Here is a 20,817-nt window from a genome sequence, read left to right as displayed (position 1 = left end):
AGGGTGATCAGTCGCCCGCGCTGCCGGTGATGGGCAGCACGATGCCGGTGATATAGCTGGCGCAGACTGGCGCCGCCAAAAACACATAGGCGGGCGCAATCTCTTCGGGTTGCGCGGGCCGACCCAAATCCGTTTTCTTGCCGAATTCCTTGATGGCCTCCGCGCTTTGGTCCGCCGGGTTCAGCGGCGTCCAGACAGGGCCGGGCGCAACCGCGTTCACCCGTATGCCGTCAGCCGCAAGGTTGGCGGCCAGCGAGCGCGTGAACGCGTGGATTGCCCCTTTGGTCGACGAATAGTCCAACAGCTTGGCGCTGCCGCGCAGCCCGGTCACGGAGCCGGTGTTGATGATGGACGCGCCGGTCTTCAAGTGTGGCAGCGCCGCGCGCGCCATGTAGAAATAGGCGGTGATGTTGGTGCGCAGGGTCTTGTCCCATTTGTCGTCGCTGATCTCGGCAAGCGTTTCGGTGTGCTGTTGATAGGCCGCGTTGTTCACCAGGATGTCGAGCTTGCCGAAATCCTTGACGGCTTGCGCGACCGCGTCCTTGCAAAAGCTGGGGTCTTGCACGTCGCCCGGTATCAGCAGGCAGCGCCGGCCTTCGGCTTCGACCACGCGGCGAGTTTCTTCCGCGTCTTCATGTTCGTCCAGGTACACGACGGCAACGTCGGCGCCTTCGCGCGCGAACAACACGCTGACCGCGCGACCGATGCCCGAATCACCGCCTGTGACGATGGCGGCCATGTTCTTCAGCTTGCCGCTGCCTTCGTAGCCGGGTGCCTGGTACTGCGGCTTGAGCACCATGTCCGATTCATTGCCGGGCTTTTCCAGATGCTGTCCGGGCATGGGCGGGGTGGGGTGCGGGCGGGCGCCCGTGTCAGTGTTCTTCGGCTTGCTCATGGCTAGGCTCCTTGTGACTTGGCGCGGAACGCGCCTTGGCATGGCAGGGAGCAAACCTTGTTCCCGGATGGCCGTGCGCGGCCGTTTGGGCACGTCACTTGCGAGCGCAGGGTTGACCGGCGCCGACCATGGCGCCGGCATTCCGTCAACGCGATGAAAGTGAGACAACCATGAACAAGGACCAGGTGAAGGGCAGAGTTGAAGAAGCCACCGGCAAGGTAAAGGAAGTGGCCGGCAAGGCAACAGGCAGCGAATCCACCGAGGCAAAGGGCACCGCACAGAAAGTGGCGGGCAAGGCGCAGGCGACCTATGGCGATGCGAAGGAAAAGGTGGAGGACAAGGTCAAGGGCAAGGCCTGAAAATTAAGGGCAAGGCCTGAAAACCGGGTTTGAAACCCAGCGCCTGCCTCGGTCCGGACTCGGTCGAGATCCGGCCGAGGCCTCCGGTCCGGACCCGGTTGGCGCGGTGCTTGTTGATTGTTATTGGCGTCCGACGACGACGCCGAACAAGAACGCCGCGCCAGCCACCAGCCCGATGGCCTGCCACGGGCGTGCGTGGATATATTCCTCGGTGCAATCGATCGTTTCTCGCATCAGATCGCCGGCGTTGTCAGACGCATCACGCAGGCTGCGCCGGGTAGCGGCCAACTGATCGGCCAAGCGCTCCTTGAGTGCGTCCAGGTCGCTTGGGTCGGCATCGCGCAAGGTGGCTTCGATCTCGTCGATCCAACTTTCCGGATGGCGCGCGCGGCTGCGCGACCCACGATTGTCCGGGCCGTTCTCGGGAAAGTCGGAAGGCAAAGGGGTGTTCGTAGAGGCCATCGAAAAGCTCCTGGCAATCGGGCTGGGTAGGCGCCAACGCTGGCCTGCCCGTGCGGCCGCGTGGCGTGTCGAAGCGTCAAGCCTCGAGCATGTCCTGGCAAGCCAGAGTGCACGCCAGGCAAGCGCCGGCGCAGATCTGGCAATGCTCCACGTCCTGGTAAGGCGCGCAAGCGCGGGCGCAAGCATCGCAAACCAAAGCGCAGAGCGTACAAAGCGCGGTGGAAAATTCGCCGTCGCGCGCCAGCATGGCGGCGCAAAGGCGGCAAACGCTGGCGCAATCCGTCGCCAGGCTGATGCAGCGCTTCATCCGCGTGGCGTTGGTTTCCAAACACCCCGCGGCGCACTGGTCGCAAGCCACCGCGCATTCGTAGCAGGCTTGCACACATTGCTCGAAGTTTGGGTCTCGCATTGCATCTCCTTGTGAGTGCCCAGGGTGCTTGGCAAAGGCGCGCCCGGCCTGCGCCGGGCACATCCGCTTGCAATTTGAAGATACTGACCTCGGTTTCGCGTCGCTGGCGGCCGTAGGATGAAAGTTCGAAACCAGACAGGAGGCAGTGTCATGAAATCCCGATCCGCTTCGAAACCCGACACCGCCGCCCACAAGGCGGCCGGCACCGATGACTCCGCAAAGATACTGCCGCCACGCGGCCCCGTCGATGTGCCGAAACAACCGGTCAAACCAGACGCCTCCACCCCTGACGAAGCCGCGCGCGACAAGCGTGCCGTGGTGGACAACAAGACCGAATCGAACTGGGCGGATGGCAGCAAGCCGCAGCCCCGCGCGAAGAATGCCCGCTCACACTTGCTTTGAAGCTTGGGGCGGCGCGGGCGTGTCCATGGGCGGCAGGTCCCGCAGAAACGCCAGCAGGCGCCTTTCATCGGCCTGCAGGCCGCGAGGGCCATCCGGCGCGCGTCCCTTTGGCGGCAACATGCCCTGCAGATAGGCTTCAAGCACGGCCGGGTGCACGTAGCACGCTCGGCACACCGCGGGCGTGTTGGCCAGCCGCTTGGATACCTGCTTGATCACATCGGCCACCTGTTGGCGCGCCTGCGTGGCGCTCTCCAGGGGCTGGCCTTGCAACGCCGCTTAGGCCATCACGGAACCGGCCCACGTGCGGTAATGCTTGGCGGTGAAATCGCCATCGCCCGCCGCGCGCAAATAGGCATTGACCGCGCCCGAGTCCACTGGATGCTTGGCGCCGTCTTCGTCCAGGTACTGGAACAGTTGCTGCCCCGGAATCTCCATGCAGCGCTTGATGATGCGCGCCACCCGGCGGTCGCGGACCGTGACGTCGTGCGGTACGCCGCTCTTGCCCACGAACCGAAAACGGAAACTGCTGCCCGCCACCGTGGCGTGGCGGCGCGTCAGCGTGGTCAGGCCATATGATTTGTTGGACCGCGCATATTCGCGCGCGCCAATACGGATCAAGGTGGTTTCCAACAGGCGCACCAGCGTGGCCACCACCTTGTCCTGCGTCAGTCCGCGCGCCCGCATGTCGCGCGCCACGCGGCGCCGGATGCGCGGCAGCGCCTGCCCGAAGGCGAGCAGGTTCTGGTATTTGCCCGCGTCGCGCAACGCCGCCCAAGCCGCGTGATACCGGTATTGCTTGCGGCCACGGGCGTCGCGGCCGGTAGCCTGAAGATGGCCATGGGGCAGGGGCAGATCCACACGTGTTCATACGCGGGCGGGATCGCAAGCTTATGGATGCGTTCAATTTCCGCGTTGGCGGTAATGCGCTTGCCGCCCGTATCCAGGTAGTGAAAGGTGCTGCCATTGACCCGCACGCGGCGATAGCCCGGCAGGGTGTCATCCACATAGACCAAGGGGGGATCAACGGCCGCAGGCGTTGCGTCGGCAATTGGGGGGCGGGTGGCCATGCTGTCTCCGGAAAGTGGCGCGCGCAGCGGGCGCAGCAGTAGCAAGCGCTGTGCCTGGATGTCACTTTCGGCAAGCTGAAAGTTTGGGCACGGCGCTTGCTGAAGGGTGTCCAGCGACAAATGTCCGCGAATCGATTGTTTCGGACCCGTGCGGTATGGCGGGGCCCGCGAATGATCCCTACAGGAGAGTGCCATGCAAGCCACACAGTATCTACACGTGCCGCCCAAACCCGAGCCCATTCCGCCGGGCTCGCCGCCGGGAGACCTGCCGGTGGATCCGGACACCGACGAGCCTGAGGTGGACCTGCCGCCGCTATCTCCGCCCGTCAAGGAAATTGAACCGCCAAAGCGCTGATGCCCGCTTGCCACTCAACAATTCGAATCAATAACGACGAGGAGTCATCATGTCGACCATCCTGCTGATCATTCTGATCCTGCTGCTTATCGGCGCTGTACCGGCGTGGCCGCACAGTAAAGGCTGGGGCTATTACCCCAGCGGCCTGCTTGGCATTGTCGTGATCGTGCTGATCGTGATGCTGCTGACGGGGCGCTTATAGCGTTCTGATGGCGGCCCGGTCCAGCCCGGCGGCGCCGCGCTGGACCGGGCCGCCAGCTTTTGCAAGGAATGGCCGCTGCCTGGACGGCGGGTGGCGCGTGCGGGGCCTCAGGCGTAAGATTTCCTCGCCTTTGCTTTTGGCTGGAACTCGTTAGTTCGCCGCCATCATCCCCCGCCACCCCGCAGCAGCAACATGACCATTCCCCTACTGATTTTGATCGACAGCGTGCAGGACTACCTGCCCGAGATCCAGGCGCGCGGCTTTCAGCCCCTCTACGCGCCCACCGACAGAGCCCGTGAACAAGCCATTCAGGACCACGCTGGTGATATCCGCATCGTTCTGACGCGCGGCGCCACCGGCCTGCGCGCCGACGAGATTGCCGCGATGCCGAAGCTGGAATTGGTCTGTTCGCTGGGCGTGGGTTACGAGAACATTGATCTTGCCGCGGCGGCCGCGCGCGGCATCGTGGTCACCAACGGGCCGGGCGCCAATGCCATATCGGTGGCCGACCACGCCATGGCGCTGCTGTTGGGCGCCGCCCGCCATCTGCCGCAGGCCGACGCCTGGGTGCGCCAAGGGCATTGGAACGGATTCATGGGGCCGCAAGTGACGGGCAAGCGCCTGGGCATTCTGGGCCTGGGCACGATCGGCCTTGAAATCGCGCGCCGGGGTGCAAACGGGTTCGGCATGCGCGTCGGCTATTACAACCGGCGGCCGCGCCCGGAATCGGGCTACACCTATTTCGACAACCCGCGCGCGCTTGCCGCCGCGTCGGACTTCCTGGTCATTGCCACGCCGGGTGGCGCGGGCACGCGGCATCTGGTGGATGCCGACGTGCTGCAAGCCCTGGGGCCCGACGGCTACCTGGTGAACATCGCGCGCGGCAGCGTCGTTGACACCGACGCCCTGATCGCCGCGCTGGCCAGCCGCCGCATTGCCGGGGCGGGCCTGGATGTGGTGGACGGCGAGCCGCACATTCCCGCTGCGCTCAAGCAGTTGGACAACGTGGTGCTGACCCCGCATAGCGCGGGGCGCTCGCCCGAGGCCGTGGCCGCAACCGTGGCGCTGTTCCTGCAAAACGCCACGGCGCATTTCGACGGCAAGCCCGTTCTGACCCCGGTGCGGGATGCGCACGCGGAAGCGGCCTGAACAGACCGCCTGCGCCGCACCCGCTTCAGTGCGAGAACATGATCGGCACGGTCATGCTTTTCAGAATGGACGCGGTGGCCCCGCCCATGGCCCATTCGCGGAACTTGCTGTGACCGTAAGCGCCCATCACGATCAAATCGGCGCTGTGGTCGGCGACGGCGTTCAGGATGGTGCTGCCCACGCCCACTCCCTTGATGGCGCGGTGCACATGCTCTGGCGCCGGCATGCCGTGCGCCACGCAGTAGGTGGCCAGGTCTTCAAAGGGCACGCCTTCTTGCTTGTCAACGCTGGCGCCTTCGTCCATGGTCAGCACCACCAGATGCGAGGCCAGGTGCAGGGCGGGCGCGGCGTCGGCCAGTGCGCGGGCAGCTTCCCGGCTGCCGTCCCAGCAATAGAGCACCCGGTTGCCGACCCCGGAAAAATCACCGCTTGACGGCAGCACCAGCACGGGCCGGCCGGCGGTCAGCAGCATCTGTTCCACGAACTCGGTTTCGTGCGCGGCTTCGACGTCGTCGCGGTTGAACTGGCTGACGATGACCAGATCGCTGCTGCGCGCGTGCAGCGCAACGGTGGCGCTCGGCGCGGCGTCGCCCGCGCGCACCACGGCGGGCACATCGGCAGCGGCGGCGGCCTCCAGGAAGGCGTTTTGTACGGCGTCCCGGTTCTGCGCCTGCAATCCCTTCATGACTTCCAGGGTGCGCGACATCAGCACGGATTCGCCGTAGTAATACTGGGGCGGGGCGGCGCTGGCATAAATGCCGACCAGATCCGCCTGATGCTGTCTGGCAAGCGCCAGCGCCAATGCGGTGCGGCGTTTGCAATCGAATCCGTGGTCCAGGTGGACGGAAATGCGTCGGTACATGGCGGGCCTCCTTGATAAGCGTCCCATGTGACCATGGTTGCGCGTTCCGGCGGGCCGATCCTTGACGCACGTCAAGCCACTATCACTTTTTGTGGACGGCGTGATCGCTGGCTAACGCGGCGCTTCCTTCTCCACGCGGTCGCGTAATTGCCGCACCTGGCGTGCCTGCTGGGCGATGCGGTCCAGCGGACCGGCCAGCGCGGGGTCGGCCGACAATACCGCGGCCGGTACCGCGAATTGGCGCGGGGACGCAGCGGGTGCGTTGTCCTGCGGGTGCAAGGCGTGCGCCAGGACCAGCCCGTACGCTTGCAGCGCCGTGGCTGCCGTTGAGGCCTCGGGCGGCAAGGGCGCCTGGATTTCCAGGACGGTGCCGGCGGCGGTAATGCGCCGCATCGCGTTCAAGAGGTTCACGGCGGTGTCGACCTTGCGGTCACGATGCACCGGGTTTTGTTGCAGCCGCTGCAAGGACGCTTCGGCATTGTCGGCCGACAGGCAGGCCAGGCGGCGCAGGCCAACAATGTCGACGGCGGCGGTATCCGCCTTGGCATGGCTTTTCAGCCGGATCAGCGCCAGGACGTAGGCGGCATGCCGCGCCAGGGCGCGAGTCAAGGCGTCGGCCAATTGGCGCGGCTCTTTTTCAGGCCACACCAGAAACCCGACCAGCAAGGCCAGGATGCCACCCAGCACGCTGTTGAAGGCGCGCAACGCGGCCAGCATGGGTTCATGGATTTCGGGTTGCTGGATGTGGCTGACCAGGACGAACTGCGAGGTCAGGAAGAAGGTGAACAGGGCGTAATGGATGGTGCGGGCGGCGAAGGTGCCCAGCGCGATGGGCAGCACCGCCAGGGCCACGGACAGCGGTGTGGTGAGCAACAAGCCCAGCAATGACGCGCCAATGGCGCCCGCCACGCTGCCGATCACCCGTTCCAAGGTGCGCTGCCAGGTGGTGGCGAAGTAAGGCTGCAGAATGAACACCAGGGTCAGCGACATCCAATAGCCGTGGTTCACGGCGAAGGTTTTGGACAGCGCCACGGCGATCGTCGCGCCCACGCCCACGCGCAAGGCATGGCGGAAGGCATCCGATTCCACGCCCAGGTTCTGGCGCAGGGTGCGTCCGGCCTGGCGGGCGCGGCTTGCCAGGCTTGGGGCCTGAATCGGCGCTGTTGGCGCGTCGCCTTGGTCGAACAGGGCCTGCATGACGGATTGGGCCGTCTGCAGCATGCGGTCCAGCACCGGCACCACCGTGGCCAGATCAGGCGCATAGGCCATGGCGCCGCCGCGCAGGTCGTGCAGGCCCGCGCTGAAGTGCGCCAGCCGTTCCCGCAGGCATTGCGCCTGCTTGGCGTCACTGACGTCCGACGTGCTGGCGATGGCGTTGCAGACGCTCGCGTAGCGGTGCAGTGCGTGCGACAGATGCGCGCCCGCGCTGCGGCCCAGCCAGCGCGGCGCGTTGGATTCCAGCAGGTCGGCCGCGGCGACCAGCGCAATGAAACTGTCTTCGGCGCTGTCCAGCAGATACATCAATTGATGCGCCCGTGCGCGGCGCGACGGTCGGGTGTCCTGCACTTCACGGATGCGCACGCGGGCGGCTTCCAGCGCCGCCCGCTGTGCGCTGCGCTGCGGTTTGGTAACGGCCGTCCAGGCTTGCGGCCCGCCGGCAGGGGTCACGCCCGACACCGTCAGGCCTGAATACATGCGCGCCAAGGCATCGGCAAAGTCCGCCAGGCCGCGATAGCAGTGCGCCACGGCGTGCGTCGCGTCTTTCCAGGGGCGCCTGCGCCAGACCAGCGCTGTCATCAACATGGCCCAGACCGCGCCGGCCAGGAAGAACAGGGTGTAGGACAGGCTTTCGGCCAGCGTCGGCGCGGGCAGTTCCGCCGCCACCACGAAACCCGCCGACAGCAGCGTGCCGACAATGGCCGCGGCGGGCCCCAGTACCCGCAGCAGCCCGCCGAAAGTGCAGCAGGCGAACGTCAGCGGCAGCAGCAGCCAAAGGTGGTCGGCGCTGGCGCTGGCCAGGAAACAGAAGAGGGCGCCGATCAGTCCCAGCGCCAGCATGGAGCCGGCGCGTTGGCGTAGCGGCCCGCCGGGGTCGCCGAAGCAGGCCCAGAAGGCGGCGATGGCGGTCCAGCCCAGGCGGGGCTCATGCGCAAGCACGGCCAGGATGACGGGCGCCGCGCTGATGGCGGCGGCTTGCAGGGCATCCAGCCACAGCACGTTGCGCAGCGAGGCGCGCCAGAGGGATAGCAGTTTTGTCACGCTGGAAATACGGCAGAAGTCAGGCAGAGAATGCGCAGGACGCAAACCCTAGCATGTCGACAAGGCGGTTGGCGTATACGGCTGGTTACATTAATCTGAATTAACGGGCGAATGCACGCAAATTTGCCTGGAACAATTGCGCAAAATGGCATAAAAAAACAGGTGCGACGGCGTCACCGGTTATATCGGCGGCGCAATAGCGGCAAGCCAAGAGTGAACTCATGTCCCAATGTGTCCCTATCTGCGCCCGGACAGCGCAGGCCTTATCCAGGGACATGCGAGGAGCGTAGACATGACGCCGAATCACGAGGCTTCCACAGGCCCGGTGGTCAGCGATGATGAAATCGCCGCCATGATTGCAGGAAAAGATGGGCTGCGTGTGTTGTTGCAGCCCCAGATGGATTTGCTGACCGGAAAGATCGTGTCGGCCGAGGCGCTGGCACGCTGGCAGCATCCGCGCCTTGGGCTGGTCATGCCGGCCGAGTTCATTCCCGCCGTCAATCGCATGGGCATGGACAAGCAACTGTTCGAGCGCGTTTGCCTGCGCGTAATTGATGTGCTGCTGACCATGCGCCGGATGGGCGTCGCGGTGCCCATCGCGATCAACGCGCCGGCCACGACGCTTGCCGATGACCGCTCGGTCGCCTTCCTGCTTGACCGTATCCGCGCGGCCGAGCTGCCGGCGTCGCTGGTGCGTGTCGAGCTAACTGAAGACCAGCCCATCAAGGACCTTGATGTTCTGCGCGCGTCGCTCATGAAGCTAGAGGACGCCGGCTGCGAAGTCAGCCTGGACGATTTCGGCACGGGCCATGCCTCATTGAAGCTGCTGTCGGCCATTCCGCTTTCAGAAGTCAAGATCGACCAGTACTTTGTGACGCGCATGCGGCGTAGCGCGGTGGCGTTCGAAGTGCTGCGCAGCGCCGCCGAGTTGGCAACGCGCATGGGGTGGCGCGTGGTAGCCGAAGGGGTCGAGAACGTGGCCGACATCCCCGCCTTGCGGGCTGCGGGTTGCCGCTACGGCCAAGGTTTTGCGCTGGGCCGACCCATGACGCTGGACGAACTGATGCTGCGGCTGCGTACGCAACGCGACGGCGGGGCGCCGCTGGCCGCCTCCGCCAGCTATGCGTCGTCCTGGATCGAGGCGTTTGACGGGGCTGACGCTGAACCCGGCCCGCCCGTGCGCGTGACCACGCAGTAACCGACCAACCCGGTAATTCTTACCGGACCGGCCGCGTCCCGAACCGCTGCGACACGAACGCTGGCCCACGCCGAGCCCGTTCTCATTGGGATCTTATTTCGGTGCATGCTCGGCGTTTGGGCACGCCAGTTGCGACTGCAAGTCCAGCGGAACTCTTCCGCCCTCTAGGAGACTTGTAATGTCCAATCAGAACCAGCCCGATCAGCAAAAGCAGCCGCAAAAGCAACAGGCCCAGGAAAACCCCAAGGACCGCAACCAACAATCGGGCCAGCAACCGGGTCAGCAGTCGGGGCAACAACCCGGCCAGCAGATCGACAAGGGTCAAGGCCAGCAGGGCCAGAACCCCGGCCAGCAAAACAAGACGCAACGCTAGCCTCTTGATTGCGCCTTGAGACCGCATACCGGCAGCGCGCGTCCCGACGGCCCCGGCCTCGCCCTTTGACGGCGCGGCCGGGGCCATTTGCTTGGGGCGCTGGTTTGCTGCCATCATCCTTTTCGGCCATTGAAATATGTTGCCTTATCTCGGACCATGCGCTCTGACCATGCGCATTGGCCATGCCCTCTGACGATGTTGACCGTAGCCAGGATTGCTCATGAACTCGCCTGCCCCCGCACCGCGCCAGCGCTCCGCCCTGGGTACCACCCTGGCGGTGCTGTTGATGCTGCTTGCGCTGGCGGCGATTCTTGCATTTGCTGGCGTTCGCATCGTCGAACAACGTATTTCTAGCTTGTTGGGGCCGCGCAGCCAGGTGGGCGATGTTCAGGTTGGATTCCGGCAGGTGGTATTGACCGACGTGTTGGTGCCGGGCGCCGCGGGCCAAGCCGAAGCGCGTGCCAAGCGGGTCGTCCTTGAACCCAAGTGGAGCGGTTTCCTGCGGCACGAGGCGGTGTTCCATACCGTCGTCATCCAGGGCTTCGACTTTGCCGTGGTGCGCACCGACGACGGCGATATGCAGATTGCTCCGGCGTTGAAGACGGCGATGCAAGCGGGCGAGGGCCGAACGCGCGGCCGCATGCCAATTGAAATCGCCGAGCTGGTGCTGCGCGACGGACGCCTGGATTTCGTGGATGCCGCCGTGGCCGCGCCGGCGCACCGTATTCCTTTCAAGAACGTGCGGGCGCGATTGAGTCCCGTGGTCATACCCGGCGACGGCGCGCGCAGCAATATCGAATTCGCCGGCGATGTGGAAGACAACCGCAACGGCGAGTCAACCGTACGCGCTCAAGGCTGGGTAGCCATAGGCGGTACCGATTCAGAAATGAAAATCGCGGTGCGCAATATGGATGTCCGCCACGCGGCGCCATACCTGGCGGAAAACGGCACCGGCACGCTGACGGGCGGCGCGATGGACCTGGACATGACCACCGCCATCGCCAAGCGTGACCTGCGCGCCTCGGGCGTCGTGGCGTTGCGTGACCTGAAGTTCAGCGGTGACGGTTCGGTGTTTTCGCTGCCCCGCAAGGCGGTGCTGGCCGCCATGAAGGACAAGACCGGCGCGCTGCGGTTCGAATTCGCCTTGCGCGGCAGTCTGGACAACCCCAAATTCTCGGTCACCCGGGGTTTCACCGCACAAGTGGCGCAGGGCTTCGGACGCGCCATCGGCGTGGGCGCGGAGGGCGCCGCCGAGGGCGTGAGCGGCGCCGTCAAGGAACTGGGCGACGCATTGTCGGACCTGCTCAGCCCCAGCCCCGGCAAGTGACGCACCGCCTGAGTGTGCACACGGGCGAACCCCGGCGAATGCAGGTGAACGCGGCCCGACCCAGGTCAACGGCTTATTGCGGCTTGGGCGCGGGCCCCGCGTAGTAGGCCGCCAAGGCTTCGATCTCGCCAGCGGTCAGGCGCTGCGCAAACGCGCGCATGACGCCGACATCATCGTTCTGCCGCGAGCCGCTGCGAAAGGCGTTCATCTGGTCGATGAAGTATTCCCGGGACTGCCCGGCCAGGCGCGGCAGCAACGGGCCTTCACCCATGCCACGCAGGCCATGGCAATTGGCGCAAGCGGGCAGGGCACGCGTGCCGTCGCCTTCTACATCCAGCTTGCGCGCCGCTTCGCCGCCGAATTCGCCCACATGCATTGGTGGGCCGGCCAGGCTGCCGTAGTAGGCCGCAAGCTGCCCGATTTCCTGCTCGGTCAGTGCGCGCGCCACCGTATTCATCAGCGGTTGAACCCGCGAGCCACTGCGGAAGTCGGCCAGTTGCTTGGCCAGGTATTCGCTGCTCAGGCCCGCCAGGTTCGGGAAGATGCCGCCAGTGGGCGTGATGCCGGCTTGCCCATGACAGGCCACACAAGCCTGCACGCCCGCCGCGGGCTTGCCGTTGGCGGCAAGCTGCTTGCCGGCTTGCGGGTCGGCATCGCGCAGGAATTTCTCCCATTCGGGGCGCGACGCGCTGAAATCTTGCGCGCTGCGGCCGGGCACGGGTGTGGCGGGCTTGGGTGGCGCGGACGCTGTCGGCGCGGATGGTGGCGCCGCCGCCTGGGGGGCTGCCGCCGGGCCAGGCGCCGCAGGCGTGGCAGGCGTGGCGGGCGCAGCGGGCGTGCCAGGCGTGGCGGGTGACGGTGTCGCGGGCGGCGCCGATGCGGTGACGGCCCTGGCGCGGATCAGGCCATCGCCACCCGTGCCGATCATCTGGTGCGCCGTGGCGATCAACGTGACCAAGGGCGGCGCCATGATCAGCAGGATGGCGACGGATATGCCTTTGCGATGTTCGATCATGATCACACCAGCGGTCCCGGCGAACGCAGATAGTCCGCCTTGATTTTTTCGACGATCCAGTAGGCGGTGGCGCCCACGGTGCCTGTCGGGTTGTAGCCCGAGTTCTGCGGGAATAAGGCCGCGCCGGTCACGAACACATTCGGCACGTCCCAGCTTTGCCCGTAACGATTGACGACGCTGGTGTCGGGGTTGTCACCCATGGCCGCGCCGCCGGTCAGGTGGGTGGACTGGTAGGCCGTAGCGGTAAATGGCCGTTTGCGTGGGCCGGGCTCGGTGCGCACGATGCCCTTCATGGCGCGGCCGATCTCGTCGCCCTTGTCGGTAAGAAACGCCGACATGCGGATGTCGTTGTCCGGAAAGTCGTAGGTGATGCGCAGCAGCGGCAGGCCCCAGGCGTCCTTGTAGGTGGGGTCCAGGCTCAGGTAGCCGCCGCGCCAGGGTTGGGCGGACCCGGTGATGGTGATGGAAGCCGAATGGTTGTAGTAACGCTTGACGGCCTTTTTCCAGTCGGCGCCCCAGGTGGGGGTGCCTTTGGGCGTGGGGTGAAAGCCGATGGGCGCGCCGCTGACCACCTGGATCTGCAAATAGCCGCCGCCCACGAAGCCCAGCGGCCCGTGGTCGAAATTGTCGGCACTGAAATCGTCCATGGTCACGGCGACCGCGCCCGCGCCCATGAACGGGTTGATATTGATCGACTCGTCGAAAAACAGGTTCACGCCCGACGTGGTCTGGTGGGTGTAGTTGCGGCCCACGACACCGGTATCGGTTGCGGGGTCGTAAGGCTTGCCGATGCCGGAAAGCAGCAGCAGGCGCACGTTGTTGATGCCAAAGGCGCACAGCACCACAATCTCGGCCGGTTGGAAAACCTCTTCACCCGCCGCGTCCACATAGGTCACGCCGCGCGCGCGCTTCTTGTCCGGCGTCAGTTCCACGCGCAGCACGTGCGCGCCCGTGCGGATCTCGAAATTCTCCATCTTCATGGCCACTGGCAAGATGCAGACCTGCGGCGAAGCCTTGGCGAAATGCTCACAGCCGAAGTTGGAACAAAACCCGCAGTACACACAGGCGCTCATGTGCAGGCCCTCGGAATTCACATAGGGGCGCGTACAGAGGGCCGAGGGCTGCACGTAGGGGTGATAGCCCAGTTTGCGCGCGGCTTCGCCGAACAGCGCGGGCGCGTAGGGCACCTTCATGGGCGGATTCGGATACGGCCGCGAGCGCCAGGGTTCAAAGGGGTTGCCACCTTCCTGCTTTTGCCCCTTGATGTTGCCGGCCTGGCCGGAGGCCCCGATCAAGTAGTCGTACCGGTCGAAATAGGGCTCCAGCTCGTCATAGCTGACCGGCCAGTCTTGGCAGCTCAGCTCCTTGTCGAAAATTTTCGCGCCATAGCGCTCGGTGTAATGGCTGCGGATGCGGAAGTCGGTGGGGTCGAAGCGGTAGTACGCGCCCGACCAGTGGTTGCCCGCGCCGCCCAGGTGCGTGCCCGGATACGCAAACTGCCAGCGGCGCATGGGCAGCGCCTTCTGGTCCGTACTGTTGCGGAACGTGAACGTTTCGGTGGCGGCGTCCTGGTGCAGTTCGTGGCGGCGGGCGTACTTCAGTTCGTCATGCACGTTGGGGCCCTGGAAATCGGGCGAGGGCCAGCGCGCCTGGCCGCGTTCCAGCACCACCACGCGTTGCTTGGCCGCAGCCAGCTCCTTGCCGATGATGGAACCCGTCCAGCCGCCGCCGATGATGGCTACGTCCACGGGAGGTAGCGTTTTAGCCATGTCCGTCTCCCGACTTCATCTTGTGGCCTACCGCGTTGGTGATGGATACGGGCTTGCCCGCCCAGATCACGCCGTGGCGTTCGATATCGTTGGAAAAGGAGGCATAGGCGCCGGGAAACCCCACCAGCTTCCATCCCACCATGTCGATGTTGCCGCCGTAGAGCGGGTCGGAAAAGAAGCCTTCGACGGTGCCATCCAGCAATGCCTGGAAAAAAATGTCGGACGGCAGGGGGGAAAAATCGACTTTGCCTTGTTGCAAGTCATGAAGCCAGGCGTCCTGCCTGGCTTCATCAAGTTCCGCAAAGGGTTTGCCGTCTTGCTTGCGGGTCGCCGCGTCCAGCGCGGCCAAGCCCCGTCGGATCATTTCGGCCGGCGTGAATGACAACTGGTAGCCCTGCTCGGGTGTGCCTTTTTCAAACGGCCCTTGTCGATAGAACTGGCTGCCCGCGCCCCAGGCGCCTGCCAACTGACCATCAAGAAAATAGGTGACGCCGGCCTCTTTGGCGCCAGGGCCTAAATCGTCGGCGGGTATCAAGCGCGCCGCGATGGCGTCCATCGCCTGGGCTTCCTGAGCGTTGAAGAACCGAAGGGTGCGGTCAGCGGACGGCGAGAGGGCCGCCTGGCCTTCAGGGTTGCCGGCGGCAGGGGCGGGCGCCGCGGGTGCGCCTGCCGCGCGGGCGGCCCAGGCGGCGCCGGGCACGCCCACCGCCAGGGCCTTGAGCAGCCCACGCCGGCTTGCGACCGGCTGGTCGGACCCGGCACCGTCATTCGAGGATTGGTCGTCCATGCATCGCTCCAGTTTTGGGGCAGGCACGCCACTTGCCCCGCAGTTGATAGAGACCCCGCAGCAACTCGTTATCCGTTGGCGCTTAGTTTGTCACTGTTCTTAATTGGGAGACAACGATGAAAAGCCACAAACTGCTACTGATATCCGCCATGTTGGCGGTATTGCCCTGGCATGCCACCACCGCGCAGACCACCCAGACCACACTGGTTGCGCAGGCCGCGCCGCCGCCTTCCATGCCCATGCCCACGGCAGACAAAAAGATGGCTCCGCCCAACGTCATTCGCGAGCCTGTGCCAGGAACGCTGAACCCGGACAAGAAGAAAATGCCTGCCAATGAAGAAACGACCGGAACGTCGAAGCCCCGGTCCGAAGACTCGAATGCTCCGCCCAAGGGGGATGTCAGCCCGGGGGATGCCAGCCCGCGCCCGAAAGCCCCCGATGCGGATACGCGCGGCGGCGGCAAAAGTTCTGGCAGCAAGACGGGTGCGCCGGACAGCACCGGCATGCCTGGATCGGGCGCGTCGTCCGGCTCGGGTGGCAGTGCGGATACACGCTGAGGCGCCGGGCAGGGCCGGGCCGTGGACAGCGGGCACACCTGTTTCAGGTATTATTCAGTTTCCTGTAAGAACGAGAGCCCGGCGGTGTTTGCGTACCGCGGTTGCGTAGGCAGCCCCGTAAACACGGCCTTTTATGACTCAAGAACCCCCTCCTAGCAGGGCGCTCCGGCGCCCGCCTTTTCTTTCTATCCGCCAGCGCGCCCTGGCATCTACAGGTCGCGCGGCTTCAAACTCCATCGCCGCCGCGCCGCCGCAAGTTGCGTGCCGCGCGCCGCCCCGCATTCCCCATTCCCCCTTGAATTTCCATGCTTTCCTCCTTCAGCAAGGCGGCGCCATGTTGCGCGTCCGCCCGACACCCGCGGACGAATAATGATTTTTGACTGGATGAACGACCCCACCGCCTGGCTAGGCCTGGCGACCCTGGTGATTCTTGAAATTGTTCTGGGCATCGACAACCTGGTGTTCATTGCCATTCTTGCGGACAAGCTGCCGCCCGAGCAGCGCAACCGGGCGCGGATGATCGGCCTGAGCCTGGCGCTGGTGATGCGCTTGGGCCTGCTGGCCAGTATTGCCTGGGTGGTCACGCTGACGGCGCCGCTCTTTACCGTCTGGGGCAGCGAGATATCCGGGCGCGACCTGATCCTGATCCTGGGTGGCCTGTTCCTGCTCTTCAAGGGCACGATGGAACTGCATGAGCGCGTGGAAGGCAGCGCTGGCCACGAATCCGGTCAGAAGCCGCAGCACGCAATCTTCTGGCAGGTCATCCTGCAGATCGTCGTGCTGGACGCCGTGTTTTCGCTGGACTCGGTCATTACCGCGGTCGGCATGGTGCAGGAACTCAGCATCATGATGATTGCCGTGGTGCTGGCAATGGCCGTCATGATGGTGGCCAGCCGTCCGTTGATGGCGTTCGTGGGTCGTCACCCCACCGTGGTGATCCTGTGCCTGGGCTTGCTGCTGATGATCGGTTTCAGCCTGGTTGCCGAAGGCCTGGGCTTCCACGTGCCCAAGGGTTACCTGTACGCCGCCATCGGTTTTTCGATTCTGATCGAACTGTGCAACCAGTTGGCCCGGCGTAACCGCGCCAAGGGCACGCATGCCCTGGGCCGCCGCCAGCGCACCGCGCAAGCCGTGTTGCGCCTGCTGCATACCGGCCGCGCCGGCCAACCCGGCCAGCAGGCCGACGAGATGGTGGCGCTGGTGGACAGCGCGGGCGATGAGCCCGCCTTCGCGCCCGAAGAAAGCTCCATGATCGAGCGCGTGCTTTCCGTGGGCGGGCACGATGTCCGTTCCATCATGGTGCCGCGCGGCGACATGGTCTGGCTGGATGTGGCGGATTCGTCCGAGGCCGTGGTGCGCAAGTTCGCCAGCGGCCATTCACGCTTGCCGCTCTGCGCGGGCGATGCCTCCAACGTGCTGGGCGTATTGCACTTCAAGGATGTGTTGCCGCTATTGAGCAACCCCGGCCCCATCGACCTGGTGGAGCTGGCGCGCGAACCGCGCTACGTCATGGAGACGACGCCGGTGTTGAAGGTGCTGGAAGAACTGCGCGCCACGCGCGACCACATGCTGATCGTGGTGGACGAGCACGGGGTCTGCGAAGGCCTGGTTACGCCGATGGACGTGTTGACCGCCGTGGGCGGCGAGCTGCCTGAACACAGCGAAGACCAGCCCGAAGCGTTGCAGTTGTCGGACGGTTCATGGTTGCTGGAAGGTGGTTTGTCGGTGGGCGAGGCAGCGCGCTTGCTGGGCAAGCCTGGTCTGGTCGAGGACTCCCCGGATGCCACGCTGGCGGGCTGCCTGTTGCGCGCGGTGGGCCGACTGCCCGACGCCGGCGACACGATCCGCCTGCATGAATGGAATTTCGAGGTCACGCGCCGCGACGGCCTGCGTATTCATCAAGTGCATGCCCGACCGGAAAGCCAACTGGGGACGCAAGCATAATAGCGGGCACTTTCCCTGGTAACGCCAAGCTTGGGCAAAGCAAAACTCTGTGAGAATATTGCGAAAGGCTTTTTAGTTATCCTGATTTTCCAGCACGGCTTGTTTAAAGTTTGTTCCTAGATCGACGGCGCGTCTTTGCATTTTTGTTATTCCTTGTGGAGAACAGCAGCATGGGCAGTGTGATGGTTGGGGTGGGCGTGTTGGAAGTTCGGGTATGCGGCGCGTAGGAGCTTCGCTGCTGGCCCTGGCCTTGCCAGGCGTCGCCTTTGCCACGGAAGGCGCGCTGGGCCGGCAGGTTACCGGCACCAATGTGCAGCCCAACGCGGGCATCGTGTCACCCGAACCGATCTGGGCCGTGAACTTTGCGCAGATCTACCTGGACGGCAAGATCGGCGGTAGCCGCGAAGTGCCGGTGGCGGGGCGCACGTCGCTGGGGCTTAACGGCAAGGTAGCGTTCACGTTGGCCACTGTCCTGAAAACCTGGGATACCGGCCCGGGGCCGTGGAACTTTGCCTCCAGCTTCACCTTGCCCTACGTCTGGACCAAGGTGAATTCCACCCTTACGGGGCCGGGCGGCCGGTCGGTTGGCAATAGCGACACCGCGTCGGGTCTCTTCGACCTGTATTTCTCGCCCATCATCGCCGGCTACCATTTTTCCGATACCTCACACATGGCGCTCAGCCTGAACATCTGGGCGCCCACCGGCAAGTACAACGCCGACGACATGGCCAACCCCAGTTTGAACAACTGGACCTTCATTCCGCAGGTGGCCTACACCAAGATATTTCCGGAATCCGGCTTCCAGATCGACACGGTGGCGGGCGTGCAGTTCTACACGCGCAACAACGCTACCGATTACCGCAATGCCCCCGTCTTCAGTTGGGACGTAATGGGCCGCAAAACCTTCAGCAATGGCGTCAGCGCGGGCTTGATCCTGGGCACCCAACAGCAATTGGGTAGCGACGACGGGCCCACCGCCGACCGGCTGAATGGGTTCAAGGGCAGGGATTGGGCACTGGGCCCGATCGTTACCTACGACAGGAAACTGGCGGACAAGCGTTCGCTGTCGCTCAGCCTGCGCTGGGTGCCGACCATCAGCAGCACGAACCGGCTGGATAGCACCAGCACGGTGATGGGCACGGCCACAGTGGTGTTCTAAGCCTGTAATAACCGGACCTGCCCCTCCTGGGCAGCCGATTGAATTTCTTTGACTTCGGGTGACTCAATATGGCGACGAAGCAAGTGAAAAACAAATCCCGCCTGGTGGGCGCGCTGCTATTGGGCGGCGTGGTGTTGGGGGTGGCCGCCAGCACGGCTTTTCTGGTGATGGCCGACGACGGCAAGCCGCAAGCCGTCAAGGTGGTGCTGGGCGATGGCAAGAGCGGGCCACCGGGCATGGCGTGGGTGCCAGGGCGCGAATTCCTGATGGGCAGCAGCCACAAGCTGGCGCAGCCCAATGAAATGCCCGCGCACAAGGTGGCGGTAAGCGGGTTCTGGATGGACGTCAACGACGTCACCAATGCGCAGTTCCGCCGCTTCGTGGAAGCCACTGGCTACGTCACGACAGCCGAGCAAAAGCCCAAATGGGAAGACCTGAAGGTGCAGTTGCCACCTGGCACGCCGCGCCCCGACGACAGCCTGCTGGTGCCCGGCGCCATGGTGTTCGTGGGCACCGAGTCCGAGGTGTCGCTGCGCGATTACTCGCGCTGGTGGCGCTATGTGGCCGGCGCCAATTGGCGGCACCCGCAAGGCCCGGGCACGTCGATCGACGGCAAGGACGATCACCCCGTCGTGCAGGTGTCGTATGAAGACGCCGTGGCCTATGCAAAATGGGCCGGCAAGCGCCTGCCGACGGAAACCGAATGGGAAATGGCGGCGCGCGGCGGGCTCGAACAGGCCACTTACGCCTGGGGCGAAGAGCTGCTGCCCCAGGGCAAGCCGATGGCCAATATCTGGGACACGCAGCAACAGCAGCCGTTTCCGGTGGTGAAGGATGAAAAAGTGCAGGTGGGCACCATGCCCGTCGGCAGCTTTTCGCCTAACGGCTACGGGCTTTACGACATGGCCGGCAACGTCTGGCAATGGACGTCCGACTGGTATCGCGCCGACGCCTTCAAGATTCAGGCGCAATACCGCAAGCCGCCCGTGGACCCCGCCGGGCCGGCCGACAGCTTCGACCCGGACGACGGCGCCGTGCCGCCCAACGCGCCCAAGCGCGTGACCCGCGGCGGTTCGTTCCTGTGCAGCGATACATACTGCATCAGCTACCGCACCAGCGCGCGCCGCGGCACCGATCCGATGAACGGCATGTCGCACCTGGGATTCCGCACGGTGATGACTCCCCAGCAGTGGAAACTGGCGCAGGCCCGCAAGAACGGCGTCGCCAGCCGCTGACGGCTTAATCGCTGACGGCTCAGGCCGTCGGCTCCACGGGGGAAGCAATGCCGATCGTCAACCGCGACAGCATTCTGGAATTGGAACGCGCCATGGCCCAGGCGGTGTTGGGGCAGGGCGCCGTCATACGCGAAGTGTTGTTGGGCCTGCTGGCCGACGGGCACGTGCTGCTGGAAAGCCTGCCCGGGCTGGCCAAGACGCGTACCGTCAAGGCGCTGGCCGCGCATCTGGCGGCCGACATGAGCCGCATCCAGTTCACGCCGGATCTGTTGCCATCGGACATCACGGGCGCCGAGGTGCTGCAACTGGATGCGCAAGGCAAGAACCAGATCCAGTTCCAGCAGGGGCCCTTGTTCGGCAACCTGATCCTGGCCGACGAGATCAACCGCGCACCCGCCAAGGTGCAGGCGGCGCTGCTGGAAGCCATGGAAGAAAGGCAGATCACCGTGGCGGGCACCACGCACCGGATGCCCGGGCTTTTCATGGTGCTGGCCACGCAGAACCCCATCGAACAAGAAGGCACGTATCCCTTGCCTGAAGCGCAGATGGACCGCTTCCTGATGAAGATCGTGCTGGACTACCCCGACGCCGACAGCGAAATCCGCATGCTGTCGCTGCTGCGGGGCGAAGCCGCGCAAGCCGATGCGCCCACCGAGGCCCGGCTGCCCCAGGAAACGCTCTTTGCCTGCCGCGCCGAGATCGGGCAGGTGCATGTGTCCGATGCGCTGGACCGCTATCTGGTCGACCTGGTCAACGCCACGCGGCGCCCCGCCGACTACGACGCGGACCTGGCGCGCTGGATCCAGGTGGGCGCCAGCCCGCGCGGCGCGATTGCGCTGGACAAGGTGGCGCGCGCCAACGCCTGGCTGGCGGGGCAGGACTACGCATCGCCGGACGACGTGCGCGGCGTGGCCAAACCGGTGCTGCGGCATCGGCTGCATTTGTCCTACGACGCCGTGGCCGACGGCATCAGCGCGGACCAGGTCATCGACAAGCTGCTCGATGCCGTGGCCGTTCCCGTGTGAGCCCGCT

General features: G+C 65.1%; 21 protein-coding genes and 1 pseudogene. 13 read left to right on the top strand and 9 right to left on the bottom strand.

Annotated features, from left to right (window positions below; translation table 11 throughout):
• Positions 1-7 precede the first annotated feature (7 nt).
• A complete protein-coding gene (locus P8T11_RS05590) occupies positions 8-895 on the bottom strand; it encodes an SDR family oxidoreductase (RefSeq protein WP_268077867.1) in 888 nt (295 codons plus the stop codon).
• A 170-nt stretch (positions 896-1,065) separates the two neighbouring features.
• Between P8T11_RS05590 and P8T11_RS05585 the strand changes: the two genes are divergently transcribed.
• Positions 1,066-1,254, top strand: a complete 189-nt coding sequence (locus tag P8T11_RS05585) for a CsbD family protein (protein ID WP_268077868.1) — start codon at positions 1,066-1,068, stop codon at positions 1,252-1,254.
• 120 nt (positions 1,255-1,374) lie between these two features.
• On the opposite strand, the gene P8T11_RS05580 is transcribed toward P8T11_RS05585, so the two are convergent.
• Entirely contained in the window at positions 1,375-1,716 is a 342-nt protein-coding gene (locus tag P8T11_RS05580; RefSeq protein ID WP_268077869.1) for a DUF883 family protein, read from the bottom strand.
• Between the two features lie 76 nt (positions 1,717-1,792).
• Positions 1,793-2,125 (bottom strand): four-helix bundle copper-binding protein, encoded by a 333-nt coding sequence (locus P8T11_RS05575; protein ID WP_268077870.1) that lies wholly within the window; start codon positions 2,123-2,125, stop codon positions 1,793-1,795.
• A gap of 150 nt (positions 2,126-2,275) precedes the next feature.
• Here P8T11_RS05575 and P8T11_RS05570 point away from each other — a divergent pair, with 150 nt between their 5' ends.
• Positions 2,276-2,527: a hypothetical protein gene (locus tag P8T11_RS05570; RefSeq protein WP_268077871.1), complete on the top strand. Its 252-nt coding sequence runs from the start codon at positions 2,276-2,278 to the stop codon at positions 2,525-2,527.
• Here the strand turns inward: P8T11_RS05570 and P8T11_RS05565 are convergent.
• Positions 2,513-3,594 (bottom strand): annotated as a pseudogene (locus P8T11_RS05565) (DNA topoisomerase IB). The gene P8T11_RS05570 and the pseudogene P8T11_RS05565 overlap by 15 nt on opposite strands.
• A 193-nt stretch (positions 3,595-3,787) precedes the next feature.
• On the opposite strand from P8T11_RS05565, the gene P8T11_RS05560 reads away from it, so the two are divergent.
• From P8T11_RS05560 to P8T11_RS05550, 3 genes are all read left to right on the top strand, one after another.
• Positions 3,788-3,949: a hypothetical protein gene (locus P8T11_RS05560; RefSeq protein WP_268077872.1), complete on the top strand. Its 162-nt coding sequence runs from the start codon at positions 3,788-3,790 to the stop codon at positions 3,947-3,949.
• Positions 3,950-3,998: 49 nt separating this feature from the next.
• Entirely contained in the window at positions 3,999-4,151 is a 153-nt protein-coding gene (locus P8T11_RS05555; protein ID WP_268077873.1) for a DUF3309 domain-containing protein, read from the top strand.
• Between the two features lie 192 nt (positions 4,152-4,343).
• Positions 4,344-5,300 (top strand): 2-hydroxyacid dehydrogenase, encoded by a 957-nt coding sequence (locus P8T11_RS05550; RefSeq protein WP_268077874.1) that lies wholly within the window; start codon positions 4,344-4,346, stop codon positions 5,298-5,300.
• Between the two features lie 25 nt (positions 5,301-5,325).
• On the opposite strand, the gene P8T11_RS05545 is transcribed toward P8T11_RS05550, so the two are convergent.
• Together P8T11_RS05545 and P8T11_RS05540 are read right to left on the bottom strand one after the other, a co-directional pair.
• The gene (locus P8T11_RS05545; protein ID WP_268077875.1) at positions 5,326-6,162 is read right to left on the bottom strand and encodes a universal stress protein; all 837 of its coding nucleotides are present in this window, start codon (positions 6,160-6,162) and stop codon (positions 5,326-5,328) included.
• Positions 6,163-6,273: 111 nt separating this feature from the next.
• Positions 6,274-8,421: an FUSC family protein gene (locus P8T11_RS05540; protein WP_268077876.1), complete on the bottom strand. Its 2,148-nt coding sequence runs from the start codon at positions 8,419-8,421 to the stop codon at positions 6,274-6,276.
• A gap of 292 nt (positions 8,422-8,713) precedes the next feature.
• Here P8T11_RS05540 and P8T11_RS05535 point away from each other — a divergent pair, with 292 nt between their 5' ends.
• The 3 genes from P8T11_RS05535 to P8T11_RS05525 all read left to right on the top strand — a co-directional run bounded on the left by P8T11_RS05535 (position 8,714) and on the right by P8T11_RS05525 (position 11,319).
• Positions 8,714-9,619: an EAL domain-containing protein gene (locus tag P8T11_RS05535; protein ID WP_268077877.1), complete on the top strand. Its 906-nt coding sequence runs from the start codon at positions 8,714-8,716 to the stop codon at positions 9,617-9,619.
• Positions 9,620-9,797: 178 nt separating this feature from the next.
• Positions 9,798-9,992 carry a hypothetical protein gene (locus tag P8T11_RS05530; RefSeq protein WP_050444732.1) on the top strand — a complete coding sequence of 65 codons (195 nt, stop codon included), beginning with the start codon at positions 9,798-9,800 and terminating at the stop codon, positions 9,990-9,992.
• Positions 9,993-10,212: 220 nt separating this feature from the next.
• A complete protein-coding gene (locus P8T11_RS05525) occupies positions 10,213-11,319 on the top strand; it encodes a DUF748 domain-containing protein (RefSeq protein ID WP_268077878.1) in 1,107 nt (368 codons plus the stop codon).
• A 73-nt stretch (positions 11,320-11,392) separates the two neighbouring features.
• Here P8T11_RS05525 and P8T11_RS05520 read toward each other — a convergent pair whose 3' ends face one another.
• The 3 genes from P8T11_RS05520 to P8T11_RS05510 are packed head-to-tail and all read right to left on the bottom strand — an operon-like array spanning position 11,393 to position 14,890.
• The gene (locus P8T11_RS05520; RefSeq protein WP_268077879.1) at positions 11,393-12,334 is read right to left on the bottom strand and encodes a c-type cytochrome; all 942 of its coding nucleotides are present in this window, start codon (positions 12,332-12,334) and stop codon (positions 11,393-11,395) included.
• Between the two features lie 2 nt (positions 12,335-12,336).
• Entirely contained in the window at positions 12,337-14,103 is a 1,767-nt protein-coding gene (locus P8T11_RS05515) for a GMC family oxidoreductase (protein WP_268077880.1), read from the bottom strand.
• Positions 14,096-14,890, bottom strand: a complete 795-nt coding sequence (locus P8T11_RS05510; protein WP_268077881.1) for a gluconate 2-dehydrogenase subunit 3 family protein — start codon at positions 14,888-14,890, stop codon at positions 14,096-14,098. Before P8T11_RS05510 ends, P8T11_RS05515 begins: the two co-directional genes overlap by 8 nt.
• Before the next feature lie 116 nt (positions 14,891-15,006).
• Between P8T11_RS05510 and P8T11_RS05505 the strand changes: the two genes are divergently transcribed.
• The 5 genes from P8T11_RS05505 to P8T11_RS05485 all read left to right on the top strand — a co-directional run bounded on the left by P8T11_RS05505 (position 15,007) and on the right by P8T11_RS05485 (position 20,810).
• Entirely contained in the window at positions 15,007-15,447 is a 441-nt protein-coding gene (locus P8T11_RS05505; protein ID WP_268077882.1) for a hypothetical protein, read from the top strand.
• Between the two features lie 369 nt (positions 15,448-15,816).
• Entirely contained in the window at positions 15,817-17,391 is a 1,575-nt protein-coding gene (locus P8T11_RS05500; protein ID WP_268077883.1) for a TerC family protein, read from the top strand.
• A gap of 214 nt (positions 17,392-17,605) precedes the next feature.
• Entirely contained in the window at positions 17,606-18,550 is a 945-nt protein-coding gene (locus P8T11_RS05495; protein WP_268077884.1) for a SphA family protein, read from the top strand.
• A gap of 167 nt (positions 18,551-18,717) precedes the next feature.
• Positions 18,718-19,785: a formylglycine-generating enzyme family protein gene (locus P8T11_RS05490; RefSeq protein ID WP_418910340.1), complete on the top strand. Its 1,068-nt coding sequence runs from the start codon at positions 18,718-18,720 to the stop codon at positions 19,783-19,785.
• Positions 19,786-19,838: 53 nt separating this feature from the next.
• Complete coding sequence (locus tag P8T11_RS05485; RefSeq protein ID WP_268082441.1) at positions 19,839-20,810, top strand: AAA family ATPase; 972 nt, start codon at positions 19,839-19,841, stop codon at positions 20,808-20,810.
• Positions 20,811-20,817 lie beyond the last annotated feature (7 nt).

Origin of the sequence: Achromobacter spanius (assembly GCF_029637605.1) — a bacterium.
Classification (GTDB): Bacteria; Pseudomonadota; Gammaproteobacteria; order Burkholderiales; family Burkholderiaceae_B; genus Achromobacter; species Achromobacter spanius_E.
The sequence above is the reverse complement of the archived record's forward strand: the minus strand, read 5'-3'. Positions and strand labels throughout refer to the sequence as shown.

Excerpts from the sequence above, each read along its gene's own strand:
- P8T11_RS05525 (WP_268077878.1), top strand. The coding sequence starts at position 10,213 with ATGAACTCGCCTGCCCCCGCACCGCGCCAGCGCTCCGCCCTGGGTACC.
- P8T11_RS05510 (WP_268077881.1), bottom strand. The coding sequence starts at position 14,890 with ATGGACGACCAATCCTCGAATGACGGTGCCGGGTCCGACCAGCCGGTC.
- P8T11_RS05495 (WP_268077884.1), top strand. The coding sequence starts at position 17,606 with ATGCGGCGCGTAGGAGCTTCGCTGCTGGCCCTGGCCTTGCCAGGCGTC.
- P8T11_RS05570 (WP_268077871.1), top strand. The coding sequence starts at position 2,276 with ATGAAATCCCGATCCGCTTCGAAACCCGACACCGCCGCCCACAAGGCG.
- P8T11_RS05545 (WP_268077875.1), bottom strand. The coding sequence starts at position 6,162 with ATGTACCGACGCATTTCCGTCCACCTGGACCACGGATTCGATTGCAAA.
- P8T11_RS05560 (WP_268077872.1), top strand. The coding sequence starts at position 3,788 with ATGCAAGCCACACAGTATCTACACGTGCCGCCCAAACCCGAGCCCATT.
- P8T11_RS05520 (WP_268077879.1), bottom strand. The coding sequence starts at position 12,334 with ATGATCGAACATCGCAAAGGCATATCCGTCGCCATCCTGCTGATCATG.
- P8T11_RS05505 (WP_268077882.1), top strand. The coding sequence starts at position 15,007 with ATGAAAAGCCACAAACTGCTACTGATATCCGCCATGTTGGCGGTATTG.
- P8T11_RS05580 (WP_268077869.1), bottom strand. The coding sequence starts at position 1,716 with ATGGCCTCTACGAACACCCCTTTGCCTTCCGACTTTCCCGAGAACGGC.
- P8T11_RS05530 (WP_050444732.1), top strand. The coding sequence starts at position 9,798 with ATGTCCAATCAGAACCAGCCCGATCAGCAAAAGCAGCCGCAAAAGCAA.
- P8T11_RS05535 (WP_268077877.1), top strand. The coding sequence starts at position 8,714 with ATGACGCCGAATCACGAGGCTTCCACAGGCCCGGTGGTCAGCGATGAT.
- P8T11_RS05515 (WP_268077880.1), bottom strand. The coding sequence starts at position 14,103 with ATGGCTAAAACGCTACCTCCCGTGGACGTAGCCATCATCGGCGGCGGC.
- P8T11_RS05590 (WP_268077867.1), bottom strand. The coding sequence starts at position 895 with ATGAGCAAGCCGAAGAACACTGACACGGGCGCCCGCCCGCACCCCACC.
- P8T11_RS05555 (WP_268077873.1), top strand. The coding sequence starts at position 3,999 with ATGTCGACCATCCTGCTGATCATTCTGATCCTGCTGCTTATCGGCGCT.
- P8T11_RS05585 (WP_268077868.1), top strand. The coding sequence starts at position 1,066 with ATGAACAAGGACCAGGTGAAGGGCAGAGTTGAAGAAGCCACCGGCAAG.
- P8T11_RS05575 (WP_268077870.1), bottom strand. The coding sequence starts at position 2,125 with ATGCGAGACCCAAACTTCGAGCAATGTGTGCAAGCCTGCTACGAATGC.
- P8T11_RS05550 (WP_268077874.1), top strand. The coding sequence starts at position 4,344 with ATGACCATTCCCCTACTGATTTTGATCGACAGCGTGCAGGACTACCTG.
- P8T11_RS05500 (WP_268077883.1), top strand. The coding sequence starts at position 15,817 with ATGATTTTTGACTGGATGAACGACCCCACCGCCTGGCTAGGCCTGGCG.
- P8T11_RS05490 (WP_418910340.1), top strand. The coding sequence starts at position 18,718 with ATGGCCGACGACGGCAAGCCGCAAGCCGTCAAGGTGGTGCTGGGCGAT.